Raw genomic sequence first — 19,108 nt, 5'->3', positions numbered from 1 at the left:
ACGAATTCGAACCAGTCTCAGTTTGCCGCGGAAACCGCGAACCTATCCGGAACAAAGTTGACGCCACTCGGCGAGAGCGGCGGTGCGGGTCAGCTTGAAGGTGTCTCGACTGGCTAGCGATCTTTCCTGGTTGAAGTGATTGTAGACAGAGGAATGGACGGAGGCGAATTTCTGCAAACTTCGCATTCGCCTGAAACGCTGCATCGCGCGTTCGCGTCGTCGAAACGGCAGGTGCGAATTCTCGACGCGGTTGTTGAGCCACCTTCCCGTCTGTTGTTTTTCGAGCGCGCCCATTTCTCTGAGCGCAGCCATGTAGGAAGCGAAGCGATCTGTGACGATCTCTTCGGCGCAACCATGTGGCTTCATCAATTTCTTGAGGAATTTCAGCGCTGCAGCTTTGTTTCGGCGTTTGGTGACAACGGCTTCCAGCACCTCGCCTTCATGATCCACAGCCCGCCAAAGATAGTGCCGCTTGCCATTCACCTTCACGAAAACCTCGTCCACGTGCCACTTCGATTTTGAAAAGGCTCTGAGTTGCTGAACACGCTTTCTTCGGATCTCAGCGGCAAACACCGGCCCAAACCTATTCCACCAATACCGGACAGTTTCGTGACTCACGTCGATGCCTCGCTCGTGCAGCAGATCTTCGACATTTCGAAGCGAGAGTGGAAACCGAATATACAGCATCACCGCAAGGCGGATGATCTCGGGGCTGGTTTTGAAGTATTTGAATGAGGCAGGTCTGGTCATGGGAAAAAGCTACGCAACCGCCCTGCTCCGCTCAAGCAAAGTTCTTCTGACAAGACCGCTGCAGGCATTGGTTTTGCTTTCATGCCTGAGTATTCGGTTACTCTGCCGGGCTTGTTGCAGCGCCCGCTTGTGGAGCCAGAAGTTTCAAGAACTATCGCGGCCTTTACAGTCCCTGGCCGAAAATACTCGCCGGCTCTCGATGCGCTGATGAGGTTTTCGCAGACTTTTGCATGGCCGGGATAAAAAACTTCGGTTTTGGGCCTGCTCTGAAACCCGATTTTCCTGCCGTTTGTAGTTAGAGTTTTTCGCTCGTATTTTCCTTTGGTCGTTCCAAGAGTTTGCGACACTTTCATCAAACGGCAAGTTAACGTGACAACCCCCGTCTGCCCTATGCCCACAACCAGATTCTAAGCTAAGTCGATCCAAGCCGCATTCCTTGAAGAGCTTTGCACGCACGCGGCCACAAATTTAACGCCATTGAGCCCGTCATAGACTGTTGGATAAACAACCGAAGCGTCAGGTGAAATACCATTTCGGAAAGCTTGGATCGCTTCAGCAGCCTCTCCATAGATATTCGCGAACCCCTCAAGATATCCCTCGGGATGTCCCGGAGGAACTCTACTCAACCGGTTGGCTGCATCAGCAGCACTAGCTCCATTTCGTGTGATTAGACGCTTTGGTTCGTTGTATGGCGTGAACCACAGGTAATTGGGATCTTCCTGAGCCCACTCCAACCCACCTTTTTCGCCATAGACGCGCAAACGAAGTGCGTTTTCGTTGCCGGGAGCCACCTGAGAAGACCACAGCATACCGCGCGCTCCGCCTTTGAAGCGAAGCAAGACGTGGGCGTTGTCATCGACTTTGCGCCCCAGCACAAAGGCCTGCAAGTCTGCCGCAAGGCTTTCCGCTTTTAGCCCGGTCACGAAGCAGGCAAGGTTGTATGCATGAGTTCCGATGTCACCGGTTGATCCACCCGCGCCCGAGCGTTCGGGATCGGTTCGCCATTCCGCCTGTTTGAAATCCTGCTGCTCGGTCAGCCAATCCTGTGGGTATTCAACCTGAACCACGCGGATCTTGCCAATGTCGCCGTTGGCAACCATTTCACGCGCCTGCCGAACCATTGGATAGCCTGTGTAATTGTGGGTCAAAATGAATAGGGCATTCGCACTTTCTGTTGCTTTGACCAGCTTTTTCGCATCGGCAAGGGTCGAGGTGAGTGGCTTGTCACAAATTACATGAATACCGCGTTTCAGGAACTCACGTGCGGCTGCATAATGAACGTGATTTGGCGTGACAATTGAGACTGCCTCGATCCCAGATTTCAGTCGGGCTTCCCTAATCGCCATTTGTTTGAAGTCTTCATAGACCCGTTCGAGCCCCAATGCCTGACCACTTTCAAGAGATTTCTCTGGCGTCGAAGACAAAGCACCGGCAACCAGCTCGAACTTGTCGTCCAATCGCGCGGCGATGCGATGAACACCCCCTATGAAGGCGTCGTTTCCGCCGCCAACCATGCCAAGCCGAATGCGTCCTGAGGTTTCTTCACTGCGTCCTGTGACCATCACTCAATCCCCAGCATTTTACGATTGGCGGCTTCGTCAGCGCCACCGTCGGCGAAATCATCAAAGGCTTTCTCGGTCACACGGATGATGTGATCTGACACAAATTGAGCACCTTCACGCGCTCCATCCTCGGGGTGTTTGAGGCAGCATTCCCATTCGACCACAGCCCAGCCATCAAAGTCATTCGCGGCCATTTTTGAGAAAACTGCACCGAAATCCACCTGACCATCGCCCAGTGAGCGGAACCGCCCTGCCCGATTGACCCAGCTTTGATACCCGGAATAAACACCTTGCCGCCCGGTCGGGTTGAACTCGGCATCTTTGACATGGAACATCCGAATTCGATCTTTGTAGATGTCGATGTTGTCCAGATAGTCGAGGCATTGTAGCACGTAGTGCGACGGGTCGTATAGCATGCAGGCCCGTGGGTGATTTCCCGTCCTTTCCAGAAACATCTCGTAGGTCACACCATCGTGGAGGTCCTCTCCGGGGTGAATTTCGTAGCAGACATCGACACCGCATTCATCGGCGTGATTCAGGATGGGCACCCAACGGCGCGCAAGCTCATCAAATGCCGTTTCAATCAAACCGGCAGGGCGCTGCGGCCAAGGATAGACATATGGCCATGCCAACGCGCCTGAGAATGTCGCATGTGCCGAAATGCCTAAATTTTTCGAAGCGGACAGCGCTTTGTTGACCTGGTCTACGGCCCATTCTTGACGGGCTTTAGGGTTTCCTCTGACGCTTTCCGCTGCAAAGCCATCAAACGCACTGTCATAGGCTGGGTGAACGGCAACAAGCTGACCCTGAAGATGCGTTGAAAGCTCGGTGACTTCGACGCCATTTTCTTGGGCCTTGCCTTTGAACTCATCGCAGTATCCGACGCTGGATGCGGCCTGTTCGAGGTCGAACAACCGGCCATCCCAACTGGGAACCTGAACGCCATTGTATCCACAGTCAGCCGCCCATTTAGTGATCGCGCCCCACGAATTGAACGGCGCTTCGTCCCCGGCAAATTGTGCAAGAAACAAAGCTGGACCTTTGATTGTCTTCATTGAATTTCCTCCCCAAAACCTGAGTCTCTATGGCGGTAAATTTTCCTTCAGATAGATGTCGATACGGATACGTTCCTGGGCTTTGTTGAATGGCACTTTGTCTGAAGTTGCACGCAGCAGACGGACGGCTGAACGAACAATGTGCCCAGTGTCTTGCGAGATAAGAGCGTCAAATGTACCGAGCGTAAGCGCCTCACGACTAAGCGGAGTAAGCTCATGAGCTATGATCACCAGATCTTTGCTGAGCTTGTTTTCTGAAAGAAATTGAATCAGTCCTGCATTGCCTGCTGCGGAGGAATAAATTCCAACCAGATCCGGGTAGGTTTCAAAGATCTCGGGCATCATCTTGTAAATCAGATCCGGGTCATCCCGGCCCTCGACAGACGCTACGACTTCGAGGTGTGGAAATTCCTCAGCTACAACTAGATCAAAGCCTTGACGGCGCTCTAGGTGGTCACGTGCCAAACGGGATCCTGTAAGTACCAAAACCTTGCCGTCACGATGCACAAATCGTCCCATCAGCTGAGCTGCGGTTCGCCCTGCCGAAACGTTATCAATTCCTACAAAGTGGTCTCGCTCAGAACTCGGCAAGTCAGACACCAACGCAACCACCGGAACGCCTTTGTCCCTGAGCCTTTTTACGGCGTCGCGGACAGAAGGCGTTTCAGGCCCGAAAACGGCAACGCCATCAACATCCGAACTGGCGACAGCATCCAGAATGTAGACGATTTCTTGCGGCTCGAACGGAGCGACCTTCTTTATCGCAATGCGGGTCCGCTCGATAAATTGGTCACGGGATTGTTCTGCGATCCGACTGCTGATTGCCTCAACAAACTCGTTGTCCGTGTCGGGTAAAACAAAGAGGAAGTTGTAAACTCGGTTTCGCGCTAGGTTGGCCGCGGCCGTATCGCGCACATATCCCAGCTCATCAATCGCCTTTTGGACTTTCTGCACGGTCACTGCCCGCACGCCGGGGCGCCTGTTCAAGACCCGGTCAACAGTCGCCAGACTGACACCCGCAACGCGCGCGATGTCGTTGACGGTTGGCTTTTTCACCAATTCTAGTTTTTGTTTTTGGTTTTCCACGTGTTCTTCAGTCCTCAATCTCCCGCGCCAAGCCTTCAAATAACAAGGCAACGGCCTCAGCCCCCGGATCGTTATGTCCAACTAGATTTTCTTCGGGAACATAAGCTGCACGACCCGCCTTCGCACGACGAATTTTTGCCGTGTTGTCCGCGCCTTCGCGAGCAGCCTTGGCCGCATCGGTTAGGCCAAACGGGAGAGCGGCAAGTGCGGGTGCCAGAGCGTCAATCATCGTTCTGTCGCCGACCTTGGCCCCCCCAACCTGGCTGACCCTATTCAGACCTTCGATCAAGGATTTCGGGACAGACGCGCCGCTCGCACAAGCATCTCCGGCTGCGTTGAAGAAGATTGCGAGTATCACCCCGGAAGAACCACCCATAGTCTGGCTCAATTCATTGCCCAATGCCGGGAACAATTGTGTCAGATCAGCAAGCGGCATGTGGTCAAGGCTACCTTGCAATGCTCTTGCGGCAGTGGCCAATGTGCTTCCTGTATCGCCATCTCCGGATTTCGCGTCCAGCTCGTTCAGGTTCTTCTCTGCGTTAATGAGCAGTTCAGACAACCGGGTGATCGTTTCCCTTGTGGTGGGATTGTTCGAAGGGATTGGATCGATTGGAGTCAGGCCATCAGGCAACGGGGCTACTTTGATCGGGTCAATGGAATTGACGCCGGGCCATGCGGCCAGATCAACGGGTGCTTCAAGAGCTGACAATTCGTCCTGATCCACAGGCAGAATGGAAACCGAAAACCCGTGCATATCCAGCGAAGTCATCATGGGGGCCGGGCCAATGATATGCTGGGCAATACCAGTTTCAGACAACGCATGCGTGAGGACAGCCATTTCTAGCGGAGTTGTAGAGCCGAGGTTGTTGACCAGCGCCACACAATCCCCTGAACTCACCCTTTGCTTTAGTTTCGCCACCACTGTGGACATGGCCGATACAGCATTTGAAAATTCGACTTGTTGTACACCGGGCTCGCCGTGGATGCCCAAGCCGAGTTCCGCTTTGCCAGGGGCAATCCGGTCTTCTTTTGGAGAGCCCGGAACAGTGCAGGTGTCCAAGCTCATTCCGATGCTGACAACCTTTGCTATGGTACTTCTTGCTGCTTTGGTAACGGTGTCCAGATCGGCACCCCCTTCAGCAAGCGCTCCGGCAATTTTGTGCACCAATAACGTACCTGCCACGCCACGTGGTTGCGGAAGGTCGGGCAAGGCGATGTCATCATCAACTACGACCATCTCTACTTTGCGGCCCAATGCACGGGCGCGTTCAGCCGCCAGTCCAAAATTCAATCGATCACCGGTGTAATTTTTGACGATAAGCAGGCACCCGGCCTCACCCGTGACCGCAAGAATGCCCGCCAGAACTGCCTCGACCGAGGGTGAGGCGAAAACTTCGCCGCAGACCGCGGCTGTCAACATACCGGCGCCAACGAAACCTGCATGGGCGGGCTCGTGACCAGACCCTCCGCCAGAAACCAAGGCGACTTTCGACTTGTCCCAATCCGACCGGTAGACAACCTTGATATGCGGGTATCCGTCCAGCCGTGTAAGCTGCCCGCCTGAGGAAGCCAAAAGGCCATCTATCGCCTCGGTTACCAGGGTTTCTTTTGTGTTGAGGAACTGGGCCATGCTTTTGCTCCTTAATTCACGCGCGCGCCAGACGCGTCAAAATACAACGGGTTATGGGGGCGAATTTTTATAATTTTTCCAGAGGGGTAATCCTGATGAACATCAATCAGGGTGACAACCGGGTGGCCATTCAGGTCCAGGTGCAGCCGTGTTTGGTCGCCCAGATGTTCGGCACGTATGACACGCGCTTCACTGCCCTCGCCTTCAATGATGTTTTCCGGGCGAAGACCAATCTGTGGTCCTTTGTGATCGCCTCCGAACAACTCGGACGGCAGGATGTTGATTCGCGGCAGACCCAACCTGCTGGCAACGTAAACACTGCCCGGGTTTTCGTAGATATCGCGAGGGGTACCGTATTGAACCAACCGGCCGTTCTCTAAAACGCCGATATGCGTAGCCATTGTCATGGCTTCGACCTGATCGTGGGTCACGTAAAGCAAGGTTGATCCCAGATCGGCCTGAATCCTTTTCAGCTCGACCCGCAAATCCGCCCGAAGCTTGGCGTCCAAAGAGCTGAGCGGTTCGTCCATCAGGAAGATCTGGGGATCGCGCACCAGCGCCCGTCCGATTGACACACGCTGCATTTCGCCGCCGGACAATTCGGTGGCTTTGTTGTCCAGCTTGTGCGGGATCTGCAGGATCTCCGAGACTTCGTTGACCTTCCTGGCGATCTCATCCTCTGACGTTTTCAGGATCGGCGATCGCAGAGGGAAAGACAGGTTTTCACGCACTGTCATATGCGGGTACAGCGAATATTGCTGGAAGACCATCGCCACATCGCGCTGGGCGGGTGTATCCATCCCGACGTCGCGCCCGGCAATGCGAACAGTGCCTGAATCCAGTTTCTCAAGCCCGGATATCAATCTCAGCGTTGTTGTTTTCCCCGCGCCCGTCGGACCCAACAACACCACAAAGGCACCGTTGGGGATCGTCATTGAGATATCATCCACCGCTTTGATTTCGCCGAATGACTTCGAAATGTTTTCCAGAACGACTTCAGCCATTGCTTAGTACCTCGTCGTTCAGAGCGGACCTCAACGCGCGTCCGGTAGAATTTTCGAAAAGGGTCACTGCGGATGAGCGGAACTTCAAGCCAACCGTCTCGCCGGGGTTAACGGTTTCGCGCGCATCAATGCGGGCTTTCAGCTCTCCGTTCGGGCTTTGCAGCGTCACGATCTGGGTGGTTCCAAGATATTCTGCGGCCAGGACCTTGGCTCGGTAGGCGCTGGCATCCGACAGAAAAACATGCTCAGGGCGAACACCGAAAACCAAGTCACCTTCCGCCCCTTCCAACAGTGTGGGTACGGCTTCGTCGTGACCATTCAGTCGCACCGTTTCCGAGCCAGGCGCGACCTTTCCCTGAAACGGCAGGAAGTTCATCGAAGGAGACCCGATAAAATCTGCAACGAACATCGTAGCTGGTTTGTCGTAGATTTCCTGAGGTGTGCCGAATTGCTCGATCACAGCGTTGTTCATCACCACGATCTTGTCCCCCATTTGCATGGCTTCCAGCTGATCATGTGTGACGTAAACAGTGGTCGCCCCCATGCGATCATGAAGCGCGCGCAGTTCTTCGGCCATGTGCTCACGAAATTCGGCATCCAGGGCACCAAGAGGTTCGTCCATCATGAACGCCTTGGGTTCGCGAACAATCGCGCGTCCAAGCGCCACGCGCTGCCTATCGCCGCCTGACAACCCACCTACCGGGCTATCGAGGATGTCCTTGATCCCCAGAATTCCCGCGACTTCTTCTACTTTGGCTTTGACAGCAGCACGCGGCATGCCCTGCGATATCAGGGGGTAGCTGATATTTTTTCGCACGTTCATGTGCGGATACAGCGCAAACATCTGGAACACGAAGGCAATGTCTCGCTCCGATGGGGGGCGCTGGCTGATCTCCTCGCCGTCCAGGTAGATTTCACCCGACGTCGGAAGTTCCAAGCCTGCGATCATCCGCAGCGTCGTCGTCTTTCCGCAGCCGGATGGCCCTAGCAACATGAAGAACTCACCGTCCTCAATCGTGAACGAGCTTTCGCGGACAGCCGTGAAATCGCCGAACATCTTCTTTACGTTTTTAACTACGATCTGGGCCATTTCTACTCCGGGAAATGGCTGACGATGATGAACATGACGGTTCCGATCAGCGTGACGATGAAAGAATATGTGAAGGCCCAAAGGACAAAGGGCTGCATAAGCATGAAGACACCCAGAGCGATGAGGATGGTCGCGATCATCTCCCATGGGCCCCGGCGAAAACGCATCAATCCGGTAAGAAACTCGCTCATTTGCGCACGGCTCCGAATGTGATCCCACGCAGCAGGTGTTTGCGCATCAGGATGGTGAAAATCATGACAGGGATCAGGAAGATCGTGGCACCTGCCGCCACTGCAGGCCAGTCCAGGCCGCCAATACCGATAATGGTTGGGATGAACGGTGGTGCAGTCTGCGCGTTCGCGGATGTCAGCAGCACGGCAAACGCGTACTCATTCCAGGCGAAGATCAGGCAAAAGATAGCTGTTGAGGCTATGCCGGTCGCGGCTTGCGGCAGCACCACTTTGTAAAACGCCTGAAACCTCGTGTAGCCATCTATGAGCGCGGCTTCTTCGTACTCTCTTGGGATTTCGTCGATGAAGCCTTTTAGCAACCAGACCGCCAAGGAAATATTCACGCCCGTATACAGCAGGATCATCCCCAGATGCGTGTCGCTTAATCCAAGGTTTCTGAACATCAGGAAGATTGGGATGGCGACAGCGACCGGTGGCATCATCCTTGTACTCAGGATAAAGAACAAAAGGTCGTCCTTGAGCGGGACCTTGAACCTGCTGAACGCATAGGCGGCCAGCGTACCAAGGAAGATACTCAAGAACGTCGAGCCAAATCCGATGATAACCGAATTCATAAAGCGCTCGCCAAACTTTGATGGCCCGACAATCACCATGTCGTATTGGCGGACGATCTCATCGGCCCAGTTCTGCGGCGGGTTCGCTTCCAAAAACTCCTGCGTCTGCCGCGTGCGCGTGGTGAAGAGATTTACATACCCTTCAAGCGTTGGGTCAAAGACCACTTTGGGTGGGTAGCTGATCGCATCGGCTGGAGACTTGAAACCTGTCAGTAAAATCCAAACCAGCGGGATCATTGTGATCAGCGCATAAGTGATGACCAGAAAACCGGCGATCCACTTGGAACGGTTCGAAGGTTCGGTTACGGAAAAACTGCTCATCTCTGTTTCACCTTGTTCAAGGCTTTGACGTAGATCGACGCAAGGCCGAACACGGTGACGAAAAGGATGATCGCATAGGCCGAGGCGTAGCCCGTACGCCACTTCTCAAACGCCTCCCGCTTGAGATTGATTGAGGTGAGTTCCGTTACAGAACCGGGCCCTCCGCCGGTTAGCTGAACCACCAGGTCGAACATCTTGAAGTTCTCGATCCCTCGAAACAGCACGGCAAGCATCAGGAACGGCAGGACCATCGGGATGGTGATCGTAAAGAACTGCCGCAGCTTGCTGGCCCTGTCGATCTCAGCCGCCTCGTAGATGTAATCGGGAATGCTGCGCAGCCCGGCCAGACAGATTAGCATCACGAAGGGGGTCCACATCCAGGTGTCGACAATAACGATCGCCCAAGGGGCCAAAGTAACGGATCCCAGCATTTCAAAGCTCGATGGATCTTTGCCTGTGAACCATGACACGATGTAGTTAAACAGCCCGATTTGAGGTTGATACAGGAACTTCCAGAAGTTCCCGACGACTGCAGGAGACAGCATCATCGGCAGCACGATGATCGTGGTCCAAAGATCGTTGCCCTTGAATTTCTTGTTGATCAACCAGGCCAAAGTAAACCCGATCAAGACCTGGAAAAAGATCGTCCAGAACAGGAAGTGCGCCGTCGCCTGCATATTTAGCCAGGTGTCCGAGTCTGTCAGAATACGCTCGTAATTCCTGAGCCCGACATCTTTGACTTCGCGCCCGATCCGGTTGGCCTTGTAGTTGGTAAAGCTCAGTTGGATGGTCCAGATCAACGGAAAGATGTTGATCGCCAGCAATAGAAAAATCGTCGGGGAGATGAATATCCAGGCGATCGCGCGGTCGGATAACCCTCGGATTTTTCGCGCAACTCGCTCGGGCGTTGCCTGGGCAACGCGATCTACGGTCCGGTCAGACATCTCTTTGCCAGTTCTTGTTGGTTTAGGACTCACGGGTGAAGGTGGAGCGGGATTGCGCCCGCTCCTGCCTGTGTCCGGACTACAGCTTGCCTTCGTCTTCGAAGACTTCAGTCCAATCTTCGATCAAAAGATTAAGAGCTTCTTGAGCTGTACCTTGATCAGCAACGACGTAGTCGTGGATGCGTTTCTGCATGGCCAGCAGGAGTTCTGCATAGGCAGGCTCTTGCCAGAAATCCTGAACCCCAGCCATTGCTTCCAGGAAGTCACCGGCAAACGGTTGGCTGTCCACGAAACCAGGATCTTCCAGCACTGAGTTATGCGCCGAGTAGCCGCCTAGCTCCCACCACTTGGCCTGCACTTCAGGCTGTGCGAACCACTTGATGTACTCAAGTGCAGCGTCCTGTTTGTCAGAGTAGCTGACAACAGAGATACCTTGTCCGCCCAGCGTCGAACCTGCCTGATTTTGCGGTGGGTTCACAAAGAAGTCGATCTTGTCACCGCCGGTATTGGGGTCAGCATAGAGACCTGGGAAGAACGCAAACCAGTTCATGGCCATGGCGACCTGACCGGACTTGAAGGCGTCCAAGCTCTCACCCATGTAAGAGTTGGTATATCCCGGAGGCGTCGCCGTTTCGTAGAATTCCTTATAGAATTCCAGCGCCTCTACCGCTTCGGGTGAGTTTACGGCGCCTTCCATGTCATATGAGCCCGGGGTGTTTTCGTATTTAAAGCCCCAAGGATACAGTGCTCCGGTCACACCCATGGTGATCCCTTCCGAGCCGCGCTCGGTAAAGATAGCTGCGCCGTAGACTGTCTTGCCGTCGATCTCACGACCCTGAAAGAACTGGGCGATCTGTAATAGTTCTTTCTGAGATTCAGGCTCACGTAAATCCTGACCAGTTGCTTCTTTGTATGCGGCTTGGATTTCAGGATTTTCGAACCAGTCCTTGCGATAGAACCAGCCATTCGCATCGCCCATCGCAGGCAGGGCATAGTAATTGGGTGTGCCCTTGGGCCAAGTTGAATAGGCGTAGACAGTGGCCGGCGCGAAATCGTCCATGCTGATGCCTTCAGCATCGAAGAAGTCGTTCAGTTTGACATAGTGGCCATTTTCAGCGCCACCGCCGATCCATTGGCTGTCACCAATAAGCAGATCGCAGAGCTTACCACCGGAATTCAGCTCATTCAGCATCCGGTCCGCAAAATTTGGCCAGGGAACAAATTCGAAGTTCATCGTGTGGCCGGATTCTGCTTCGAATTCTTTTGATAGTTCGACAAGCGCGTTGGCCGGGTCCCATGCAGCCCAACATAGCGTCAGATCTTCAGCATTTGCCTTGGTAGAAAGAGTAGTAGCGGCAAGGACTATTGCGCTGGCCGAGGCCAGTTTTGTGTAAGTCATCCATTCCTCCCTTTTTGCGCCGTCAATCGAGGATGTGCGAATCGCGGCATACTTCCAAGGCTATTTGAGGTACGCACCTCATGTCCAGATTTTATTGAGGTTCGTACCTCAAACTGTCAGAAGAGGCCGTCAGATATTCTTTTAGCTGTTGATTGGCTTTGTTGCGCAAAGGTTGGGTGAGGGATTCATCTTGTGAATCCAGCGTGGTAGCAGGACTGCATGAGCAGACCTATCCCGCCGAGCTACAAGACCAAGAACTGGCCAGCCTACAATGAAGCCCTCAAGCAACGTGGCTCCCTGGCGATCTGATTTGATCCGGACATGGTTTGGGTACCACCGCCGACCGGTAAGCAAGGCCGGTAGCCGCAGTATAGCGGCGCTGCGATTCAGACATGCCTGACGACGATGAAGGTCCTCTTCGGCATGGCCCTCAGGCAGACCACGGACTTCGTGGAGAGCCTGCTGCGCCTGGTCGGCCTCGACTGGTCGGTGCCGGATTTCAGCACGCTGAGCAGGCGCCAGAAGACCCTGGCGGTTTCCATACCCTATCGCGGCTAGCAAGGTTCCCTGAACCTTCTGATCGACAGCGCCGGCTTCAAGGCGGAGGGCCAAGGCGAATGGCATGCCCGCAAGCATGGCCGCGCGAAACGCCGTCTCTGGCGCAAGATCCACATCGGCGTTGACGAACAGACGCTGGAGATCCGCGCCATCGAAATCACCGGTAACAACATCGGTGATGCGCCCATGCTGCCTGAACTACTCAGCCAGATCCCGGTCGATGTCGAGATCGCCTCGGTCACCGCAGACGGGGCGTATGACACGCGCAAATGCCACGATGCCATCGCAAACCGGGGTGCCCACGCCGTTATCCCGCCGCGCAAGAACGCAAAACCGCGAAAGCCATCGACAGCAGGCGCTATCGCCCGTAACGAGGCGCTGTGCGCCTCGAAATACCTTGGCCGTGCCATCCGGCGAAATTGGAGCGGATACCACCGCCGCAGTCGCGCCGAAACGAAGATGCACTGCGTGAAGCTGTTGGGGCAGAGCCTCATGGCGCGCGACTTCGAGCGTCCAGTCGCCGAACTCCCAATCCGTGCAGCCGTCCTGAACAGCTACACCGCGCTCGGCATACCGGTCACAGAGCCCACAGGATAAGTACGTCCGGGGAAAAGGGAAGTCCGGGCTTCAGGCTCTTCGCGCAACAAAGCCTAGCTGGAGTGCTAAATTGCGCCCCTTAAACCCTGAAGCTTCTCGCCGCTCAATAGGCTGGTTCCTTTATGAATGTCAAACCGTTACGCCTTGCAGAACCTGTTCCCGCGATAGCTCGTCCCGCGTGCCTTGCATCAGGACCGCGCCGCGCCGCAGGACGATGAACTTGTCGGCAAGATCATAGGCGAAATCGAAATACTGCTCGACCAGAACGATGGCCATCTCTCCTTTGGTTCGGAGGTGACGAATTACTTCGCCGATCTGCTGGATGATGTTGGGCTGAATGCCTTCGGTTGGTTCGTCCAGCAGCAAAAGTTGAGGCTTGGCGATCAGCGCCCGGGCGATGGCAAGTTGCTGTTGCTGGCCACCCGACAGATCACCCCCGCGCCGGTTCTGCATTTTCTTCAGCACCGGGAACATATCGAAGATCTCGTCCGGAACGAAATGTTCGCTTGCTGACAGGCAGGCAAAACCGGTTTCCAGATTTTCGCGCACAGTCAGCAACGGGAAAATCTCGCGCCCCTGCGGCACATAGGCCACGCCTTTCCACGCCATGCGATGGGCTGGCAGAGGCGGCAGGGCCTCGTCATTCAGCATCAGATCGCCGCCCGAGCGCGGATGCGTGCCCGAGATCGCCTTGATCAGGCTGGTCTTGCCCACACCATTGGTGCCCATCACGCAAGTCACCTCTCCTCGCGCGGCCTCCAACGAGATACAGTTGAGGATTTGCGAGTGCCCGTAATGCAGGGTCAGATCGGTCAGTTTCAGCATTGTTTAGCGCCCCAGATAAACGTCGATGACATCCTGATTTGATGTGACATGATCCAGCGAACCTTCGGCCAGAACCGAGCCTTCGTGCAGAACCGTGACCCGACAATTCAGGCGGCGGACGAACTCCATGTCATGTTCCACAACCACCACGGCGCGGGTCTTGGCGGCCTGTACCAGCAGGTCGGTTGTGTGTTCGCGTTCTTGCGAGGTCATCCCGGCGGCGGGTTCGTCCACTAGCAACAGACGTGGTTCCTGCGCCAGTAGCATCCCGATTTCCAACCATTGCTTTTGTCCGTGGCTTAGTTCGCCGGATTTGCGGAGCAGTTCGCCATACAGGCCAATCTCAGCGGCCAGTTCCTCGACCTTCTCCAGATGATCCGTCGAAGGGCGATAGAACAGCACACCCAGCCAGCCCCGTTTATTCTTCAACGCCATCAGCAGGTTTTCCTGCACGGTCTGGTCCTCGAACACGGTGGGTTTCTGGAACTTACGCCCGATGCCGGCTTGCGCGATCTTGGCCTCGCTCATTCGCAGCAGGGAAACGGATTTCTCACCCCAGGTTACCCGGCCCTCGTCAGGCCGGGTCTTGCCGGTGACAATATCCATGAAGGTCGTTTTACCTGCCCCGTTCGGCCCGATAACCGCGCGAAGCTCGGCCTTGCCAATCTGGAAGGACAGGTTGTTGATGGCGCGGAACCCGTCGAAGGTGACTGAAACGCCGCTGACCTCCAGCAGAGTGCTCATTCCAAGGCCTCCATTTCGCGCAATGCGCTTTCATCGGGTCCAAGCGGGGCACCGTAGCGTTGCGGCGCGCGGTGGTTGGTCCAGAGGTCGAATAGCCCTCCAATACCCTTTGGTGCGAACAGGGTTACCAGCACGAATGAGACGCCCAGCAGCACCTGCCACCAGTCGACCCATTTGATCGTGTAGAACCCAAGTGGGATGTCCGGCGCTTGTCCACCTGTGAACCATGTGCTGAGCAGGCTGACAAACGCCGCGCCGATGACCGCTCCATACAGGCGACCACGCCCGCCGATGGCGACCCAGACGGCAAGATATATCGAGGCAATGGGGGCCATCTCCTCGGGGTTGATGATCCCCGCCTGCGGATAATACAGCGCGCCCGCGATGGCGGCGATGCAGGCGGTCAATGTGAAGACAGCCAGCTTGTAATTCTCGACCGAATAGCCAAGGAACCGCACTCGCGCCTCATTATCGCGGATGCCGCGGATAACCGAGCCGAACTTGCCCGCCACGATCCATGCCGCCAGCATGTAGCCCAGCCCCAGGGCCAGCGCTGAGGCCCAGAGGAACCAGATTGACACCAAGTCCTGCGAGGCCGTGACGCCCGGCAGGTTCTGCAGGCCCGACAGGCCGTTGTTGCCACGCATACCGCTGTCGTTCTGGAACAGGTACAGCGCCAGTGCCAATGTCATGGCTTGGGTCAGGATCGACAGGTAGACACCCGTGACCCGGCTGCGGAACGCCAGCCAACCAAAGATCAGTGCCAGAAGGCCCGGCACCAGCACGACCAGCGCCAGTTGCAGGAACAGGCTGTCCGAAAAGGCCCAGATCAGCGGGAATTCGGACGATCCGACGACGCCGAAGATTTGCGTGCCGATGGCATCCACGACCTCGGCCGATGTTGGCGGAATGTCGGCTTGGGAGAGCGACTCCACCACGATCAGGCGGGTACGTTCATACATCAGCCACATGCCGATCATGTAGCCGCCCAGCCCGAAGAACGCGAAATGGCCGAGGGACAGGATGCCCGTAAATCCCCAGACCAAATCCATGGCCACAGCGATCAGGCAAAGGCACAGGGTCTTGCCCAGCGTTTTGACAAAGCTGGTCGAGATCACGCCAATCCCGAACCCTTCGGACAGGACGGTGACGCCCAACGTGAACAGGGAGAGGATGGCCAGAAAGACCAGTACCGATTGGTTTTTGGCGACAAAGCTGCGTTCCATGGCTCAATCCCCCGCCGCACGACCTTTGAGGGCAATGATGCCCCTTGGCCGGAACTGGATGAAAATGATGATGAAGATGATCATGTATGTTTGCGCGGCGAGGGTGTTCGAGGGGTTCATCCACTCGATCCCCTTTTGCAGGAAGCCGATCATGCCCGCACCTGCCAGCGCGCCCCAGATGTTTCCGACGCCGCCAACAACCACGGTCATGAAGCTTTGCACGATATAGTCGCTGCCCAGATCGGACGTGACCTTTGCGAACAGACCAATCGCAACCCCGGCAATCCCGGCGATGCCCGAGCCCAAGCCGAAGGTCAGCATATTCACCCGCCCCGGATTGATACCCATCGACCCGGCCATGCGTGGGTTCTGTGTCACCGCGCGCATCTCAAGCCCAAGCCGCGTGCGCTTCATAATGTAGAGGAACAGTCCCAAAAAGATCGTCGCCAGCACAAAGATCGCGATGCGGATATAACTGATCGAAACCACATCGTTCAGCACCCACGCCCCATCCAGCCAGCCGGGCGCGGTCAGCGGGCGGGCCTGCGTGCCAAAAATGTTCTTGGCCAGCTGTTGCAGTGCGATTGAGATGCCAAAGGTCGCCAGCAGCGTCTCAAGCGGACGGGCATAGAGCCAGCGGATAACTAGCCGCTCCATCGCGACGCCCATCGCGAAGGTGACGGCAAAGGCCATCGGGATGGCGACGATTATCGACAGCGTGTGGTCGGGGATGAACTGCTGCACCACGTATCCGGTATAGGCGCCCATCATGATGAACTCACCATGAGCCATGTTGATCACACCCATCACGCCGAAGGTGATCGCCAGACCGATGGCTGCCAAGAAATAGATCGACGCCAATGAGATCGCGTCCATTGTCAGGTCGAGCGTCTGGTTCAGGCCGACCTTCAGCTCGATCTGTTCAAGTGCCTGCACTGCAGCTGCGGTCACTTCGGGCGAGGGTTCCGTGTAGGTATCAATGAACACATGTTCAGCCAGCGCCGTGTTTATGTCGGCCTCGGTTACCAAGGCGGGAACGACCCTTGCCTCTGCCAAGGCTACATATGCCCGAGCGCGCGTTTCATCTGTATTCAGTTGCGCAAGCGGAATGTCACCAACACGACCCCCGTCAATATTGGCCGCAAGAGCTGTCCGGATATCATCCCGTGACAAGCGTGGGGGCGCCAGATTGCCAGTGACCAGCAAGTCATAGGCCTCATCGCGCGTCAAATCACTCGAACCCGGTTCTAAAACGGCGGCGATATTCACATTAGACGGAAGTTCCGGTGCTGCTTGTCGCGTCGTCGCGATCAGTGGATTTAATGCGCCACGGACGTCCACGCCCAGATCGTCGGACATCTGCTCAATCGCAGCCACGCGCGCCGCGGTATCTTCGTCATATCCAATCGTCAGCAACCGTTCGAGCCGTTGTTTGTGAGCTTTCAGATCAGCATCAGCTTCATCGGCAATCGACGCGCGTAGGGGCTCCAGCAAAGCACGTTCGGGGTCACGTTGGATGGATTGCAAAGCGGCCAGCCGCCGAGCGCGGTCCGGATCTGTTAGCTGGTACTGCACCAGAGCCGTGCCAATCATCGCGCGGATGCCGCTATTGGGCTTCAACTGCTTCAGGTTGGATTTCTCGAAAATACCAACGACCTCGCCAGTATCGAAATCGGTAAGCTCATACGACCGGCCTTCGACCTTTTTGCCTGCAAAGAACAGGCCGTCCGACTTGCGCATCCACACGTCCTTGGCGGCCCATGTCTCAAGCATCACCTGCGCTTGCGGCAACCCGCTGCTGGCAATCGCATCAATCACGGGCCCGATTGTCTTGCGTGAGCTTTTGGCGATGATCTCCTGATGCTCTTGCAGGATCGGTTGCAGACCGGCCTCTTGCGCGTTGGCGGTCAGGTGGGCGCATAGAATTGCGAGGCCCGCAAGGAAAAGTCGTAACATGTGGTGAAACCCGAGTGTCTTTGGGGGCAAGGCGGGCATCACACCCACCTTGCGTGTCGGTTAGTAGTTCGACAGGGTCTGAACGCAGGTCTCGGTCTCGGTGTTGTACATACCGCAGCCCAGCTCTTTCCAATCCGATACCAGCACCGCCGATTCCGGTAGGAAGTCGGTCCAGGCGTCGCCCGGCACAACGTCGGTTTCGCTGATGATGTCGAACTGGCCGTCTTCCTGAATCTCACCGATCAGAACCGGCTTGGCCAAATGGTGGTTCGGCAGCATGACAGCGGTTCCACCGGTCAGGTTCGGGAATTCCTGCCCGTACATCGCGGCGCGCACGGCATCTACGTCGGTCGAACCGGCCTCGGTCGCGGCGTTAACCCACATGTTGAAACCGATGTAATGTGCCTCCATCGGGTCGTTGGTCACCCGGTCTTCGCCCATGGTAGCTTTCCATGTTTCAACAAATTCAGTGTTGGCGTCGGTATCCGCCGACTGAAAGTAATTCCAAGCAGCCAGATGGCCCACAAGGTTGGTTGTATCCAGGCCCGACAGTTCTTCCTCTCCGACCGAGAACGCAACGACCGGAATGTCATCCGCCGAGACGCCAGCCGCAGCCAGTTCCTTGTAGAAGCCGATGTTGGCGTCGCCATTGATGGTTGAGATCACTCCGACCTTCTTACCATCCGCACCCAGCGCAACCACATCCGCCACGATCTTGGACCAGTCGGAATGGCCAAAGGGCGTGTAGTTGACGAAGATATCACCGTCCGCGATGCCCTTTTGCTTCAGATAGCTTTCGAGGATATTGTTGGTGGTGCGGGGATAGACATAGTCTGTGCCAAGCAGCGCGAATTTCTCAACGCCAAGCTCGTCGAGGAAATAGTCGGTCGCCGGGATCGCTTGTTGGTTCGGCGCGGCACCGGTATAGAAGACGTTTTTCGAGCTTTCTTCACCCTCATACTGCACCGGATAAAACAGAAGGCCGTTCAGTTCCTCAATCACCGGCAGCACCGATTTGCGGCTGACGGACGTCCAATTGCCAAAGATCACATCCACCTCATGCACGGTCAGTAGCTCACGCGCTTTTTCCGCAAACAGCGGCCAGTCGGATGCAGGATCAACCACAACTGCCTCAAGCTGCTTGCCCAGCAGGCCGCCTTTGGCGTTCTGCTGGTCGATCAGCATCAACATCGTGTCTTTCAGCGTGGTTTCCGAAATCGCCATAGTGCCTGACAACGAGTGCAGTACGCCGACTTTGATCGTGTCTTCAGCAGACAGAGCGGCCGTTGCCATGGCGGCAAAGACAACCGATCCGAAGAGCGTGGATTTGAGAGATGTCATGTAATTCTCCTGGCGGGGCGGGCACAGAAGCCTTGCGTTGACACGCTGTCTTCTACTACCTGATCCCCGCAACTGTATGTTGCGTTACGTGTGGCGGTTGTGTCCGAGGTCCAATTCGCGCAGCCGTCACACACCCCCGGCGGTCGTTAGCCCGGCAGGCCCCACATCGATTCTGCATTGCAGCGAAATAGGCAAATCTGGCCCAATAGCATTCT

General features: G+C 55.8%; 16 protein-coding genes and 1 pseudogene. 1 reads left to right on the top strand and 16 read right to left on the bottom strand.

The window, feature by feature from the left end; genetic code table 11:
- Positions 1–42: 42 nt before the first annotated feature.
- The 11 genes from ACR0AD_RS01585 to ACR0AD_RS01535 all read right to left on the bottom strand — a co-directional run bounded on the left by ACR0AD_RS01585 (position 43) and on the right by ACR0AD_RS01535 (position 11,646).
- The gene (locus ACR0AD_RS01585) at positions 43–750 is read right to left on the bottom strand and encodes an IS6 family transposase (protein WP_480486156.1); all 708 of its coding nucleotides are present in this window, start codon (positions 748–750) and stop codon (positions 43–45) included.
- A gap of 407 nt (positions 751–1,157) precedes the next feature.
- Positions 1,158–2,312, bottom strand: coding sequence for a Gfo/Idh/MocA family protein (locus ACR0AD_RS01580; protein ID WP_209504393.1), 1,155 nt, complete (start codon positions 2,310–2,312; stop codon positions 1,158–1,160).
- A complete protein-coding gene (locus ACR0AD_RS01575; protein ID WP_480481740.1) occupies positions 2,312–3,367 on the bottom strand; it encodes a sugar phosphate isomerase/epimerase family protein in 1,056 nt (351 codons plus the stop codon). The genes ACR0AD_RS01580 and ACR0AD_RS01575 overlap by 1 nt, the downstream gene beginning before the upstream one ends.
- Positions 3,368–3,394: 27 nt before the next feature.
- The gene (locus ACR0AD_RS01570) at positions 3,395–4,453 is read right to left on the bottom strand and encodes a LacI family DNA-binding transcriptional regulator (RefSeq protein ID WP_480486158.1); all 1,059 of its coding nucleotides are present in this window, start codon (positions 4,451–4,453) and stop codon (positions 3,395–3,397) included.
- 7 nt (positions 4,454–4,460) lie between these two features.
- Entirely contained in the window at positions 4,461–6,083 is a 1,623-nt protein-coding gene (locus tag ACR0AD_RS01565; RefSeq protein ID WP_480486159.1) for a dihydroxyacetone kinase subunit DhaK, read from the bottom strand.
- An 11-nt stretch (positions 6,084–6,094) separates the two neighbouring features.
- Positions 6,095–7,087, bottom strand: coding sequence for an ABC transporter ATP-binding protein (locus tag ACR0AD_RS01560; RefSeq protein WP_480486161.1), 993 nt, complete (start codon positions 7,085–7,087; stop codon positions 6,095–6,097).
- Complete coding sequence (locus tag ACR0AD_RS01555; protein ID WP_209597607.1) at positions 7,080–8,177, bottom strand: ABC transporter ATP-binding protein; 1,098 nt, start codon at positions 8,175–8,177, stop codon at positions 7,080–7,082. The genes ACR0AD_RS01560 and ACR0AD_RS01555 overlap by 8 nt, the downstream gene beginning before the upstream one ends.
- A gap of 2 nt (positions 8,178–8,179) precedes the next feature.
- Positions 8,180–8,368, bottom strand: coding sequence for a hypothetical protein (locus ACR0AD_RS01550; RefSeq protein ID WP_209504399.1), 189 nt, complete (start codon positions 8,366–8,368; stop codon positions 8,180–8,182).
- Complete coding sequence (locus tag ACR0AD_RS01545; protein WP_010442361.1) at positions 8,365–9,303, bottom strand: carbohydrate ABC transporter permease; 939 nt, start codon at positions 9,301–9,303, stop codon at positions 8,365–8,367. The genes ACR0AD_RS01550 and ACR0AD_RS01545 overlap by 4 nt, the downstream gene beginning before the upstream one ends.
- Complete coding sequence (locus ACR0AD_RS01540; RefSeq protein ID WP_170332156.1) at positions 9,300–10,247, bottom strand: carbohydrate ABC transporter permease; 948 nt, start codon at positions 10,245–10,247, stop codon at positions 9,300–9,302. Before ACR0AD_RS01540 ends, ACR0AD_RS01545 begins: the two co-directional genes overlap by 4 nt.
- Before the next feature lie 79 nt (positions 10,248–10,326).
- The gene (locus tag ACR0AD_RS01535) at positions 10,327–11,646 is read right to left on the bottom strand and encodes an ABC transporter substrate-binding protein (protein ID WP_209504400.1); all 1,320 of its coding nucleotides are present in this window, start codon (positions 11,644–11,646) and stop codon (positions 10,327–10,329) included.
- 219 nt (positions 11,647–11,865) lie between these two features.
- Between ACR0AD_RS01535 and ACR0AD_RS01530 the strand changes: the two are divergent.
- A pseudogene (locus ACR0AD_RS01530) lies at positions 11,866–12,801 on the top strand (IS5 family transposase).
- A 129-nt stretch (positions 12,802–12,930) separates the two neighbouring features.
- On the opposite strand, the gene urtE reads toward ACR0AD_RS01530, so the two are convergent.
- The 5 genes from urtE to urtA are packed head-to-tail and all read right to left on the bottom strand — an operon-like array spanning position 12,931 to position 18,893.
- The gene (urtE, locus tag ACR0AD_RS01525) at positions 12,931–13,626 is read right to left on the bottom strand and encodes an urea ABC transporter ATP-binding subunit UrtE (protein WP_480481745.1); all 696 of its coding nucleotides are present in this window, start codon (positions 13,624–13,626) and stop codon (positions 12,931–12,933) included.
- 3 nt (positions 13,627–13,629) lie between these two features.
- Positions 13,630–14,370, bottom strand: coding sequence for an urea ABC transporter ATP-binding protein UrtD (gene urtD, locus ACR0AD_RS01520; protein WP_209504402.1), 741 nt, complete (start codon positions 14,368–14,370; stop codon positions 13,630–13,632).
- Positions 14,367–15,596, bottom strand: coding sequence for an urea ABC transporter permease subunit UrtC (urtC, locus tag ACR0AD_RS01515; RefSeq protein ID WP_480486163.1), 1,230 nt, complete (start codon positions 15,594–15,596; stop codon positions 14,367–14,369). Before urtC ends, urtD begins: the two co-directional genes overlap by 4 nt.
- Positions 15,597–15,599: 3 nt before the next feature.
- A complete protein-coding gene (gene urtB / locus ACR0AD_RS01510) occupies positions 15,600–17,552 on the bottom strand; it encodes an urea ABC transporter permease subunit UrtB (RefSeq protein ID WP_480486164.1) in 1,953 nt (650 codons plus the stop codon).
- Between the two features lie 60 nt (positions 17,553–17,612).
- Entirely contained in the window at positions 17,613–18,893 is a 1,281-nt protein-coding gene (gene urtA / locus ACR0AD_RS01505) for an urea ABC transporter substrate-binding protein (protein ID WP_209504405.1), read from the bottom strand.
- Positions 18,894–19,108: the final 215 nt, after the last annotated feature.

The organism is Ruegeria sp. BH8 (genome assembly GCF_056538065.1).
Note: the sequence above shows the minus strand (reverse complement) of the source record. Positions and strands in the feature narration are given on the sequence as shown.

What these genes read in the sequence shown, in the direction of transcription:
- ACR0AD_RS01560 (WP_480486161.1), bottom strand. Translation starts at nt 7,087, where the DNA reads ATGGCTGAAGTCGTTCTGGAAAACATTTCGAAGTCATTCGGCGAAATC.
- ACR0AD_RS01575 (WP_480481740.1), bottom strand. Translation starts at nt 3,367, where the DNA reads ATGAAGACAATCAAAGGTCCAGCTTTGTTTCTTGCACAATTTGCCGGG.
- urtC (WP_480486163.1), bottom strand. Translation starts at nt 15,596, where the DNA reads ATGGAACGCAGCTTTGTCGCCAAAAACCAATCGGTACTGGTCTTTCTG.
- urtE (WP_480481745.1), bottom strand. Translation starts at nt 13,626, where the DNA reads ATGCTGAAACTGACCGATCTGACCCTGCATTACGGGCACTCGCAAATC.
- ACR0AD_RS01565 (WP_480486159.1), bottom strand. Translation starts at nt 6,083, where the DNA reads ATGGCCCAGTTCCTCAACACAAAAGAAACCCTGGTAACCGAGGCGATA.
- ACR0AD_RS01580 (WP_209504393.1), bottom strand. Translation starts at nt 2,312, where the DNA reads ATGGTCACAGGACGCAGTGAAGAAACCTCAGGACGCATTCGGCTTGGC.
- ACR0AD_RS01535 (WP_209504400.1), bottom strand. Translation starts at nt 11,646, where the DNA reads ATGACTTACACAAAACTGGCCTCGGCCAGCGCAATAGTCCTTGCCGCT.
- ACR0AD_RS01540 (WP_170332156.1), bottom strand. Translation starts at nt 10,247, where the DNA reads ATGTCTGACCGGACCGTAGATCGCGTTGCCCAGGCAACGCCCGAGCGA.
- ACR0AD_RS01585 (WP_480486156.1), bottom strand. Translation starts at nt 750, where the DNA reads ATGACCAGACCTGCCTCATTCAAATACTTCAAAACCAGCCCCGAGATC.
- ACR0AD_RS01550 (WP_209504399.1), bottom strand. Translation starts at nt 8,368, where the DNA reads ATGAGCGAGTTTCTTACCGGATTGATGCGTTTTCGCCGGGGCCCATGG.
- urtB (WP_480486164.1), bottom strand. Translation starts at nt 17,552, where the DNA reads ATGTTACGACTTTTCCTTGCGGGCCTCGCAATTCTATGCGCCCACCTG.
- urtA (WP_209504405.1), bottom strand. Translation starts at nt 18,893, where the DNA reads ATGACATCTCTCAAATCCACGCTCTTCGGATCGGTTGTCTTTGCCGCC.
- urtD (WP_209504402.1), bottom strand. Translation starts at nt 14,370, where the DNA reads ATGAGCACTCTGCTGGAGGTCAGCGGCGTTTCAGTCACCTTCGACGGG.
- ACR0AD_RS01545 (WP_010442361.1), bottom strand. Translation starts at nt 9,303, where the DNA reads ATGAGCAGTTTTTCCGTAACCGAACCTTCGAACCGTTCCAAGTGGATC.
- ACR0AD_RS01555 (WP_209597607.1), bottom strand. Translation starts at nt 8,177, where the DNA reads ATGGCCCAGATCGTAGTTAAAAACGTAAAGAAGATGTTCGGCGATTTC.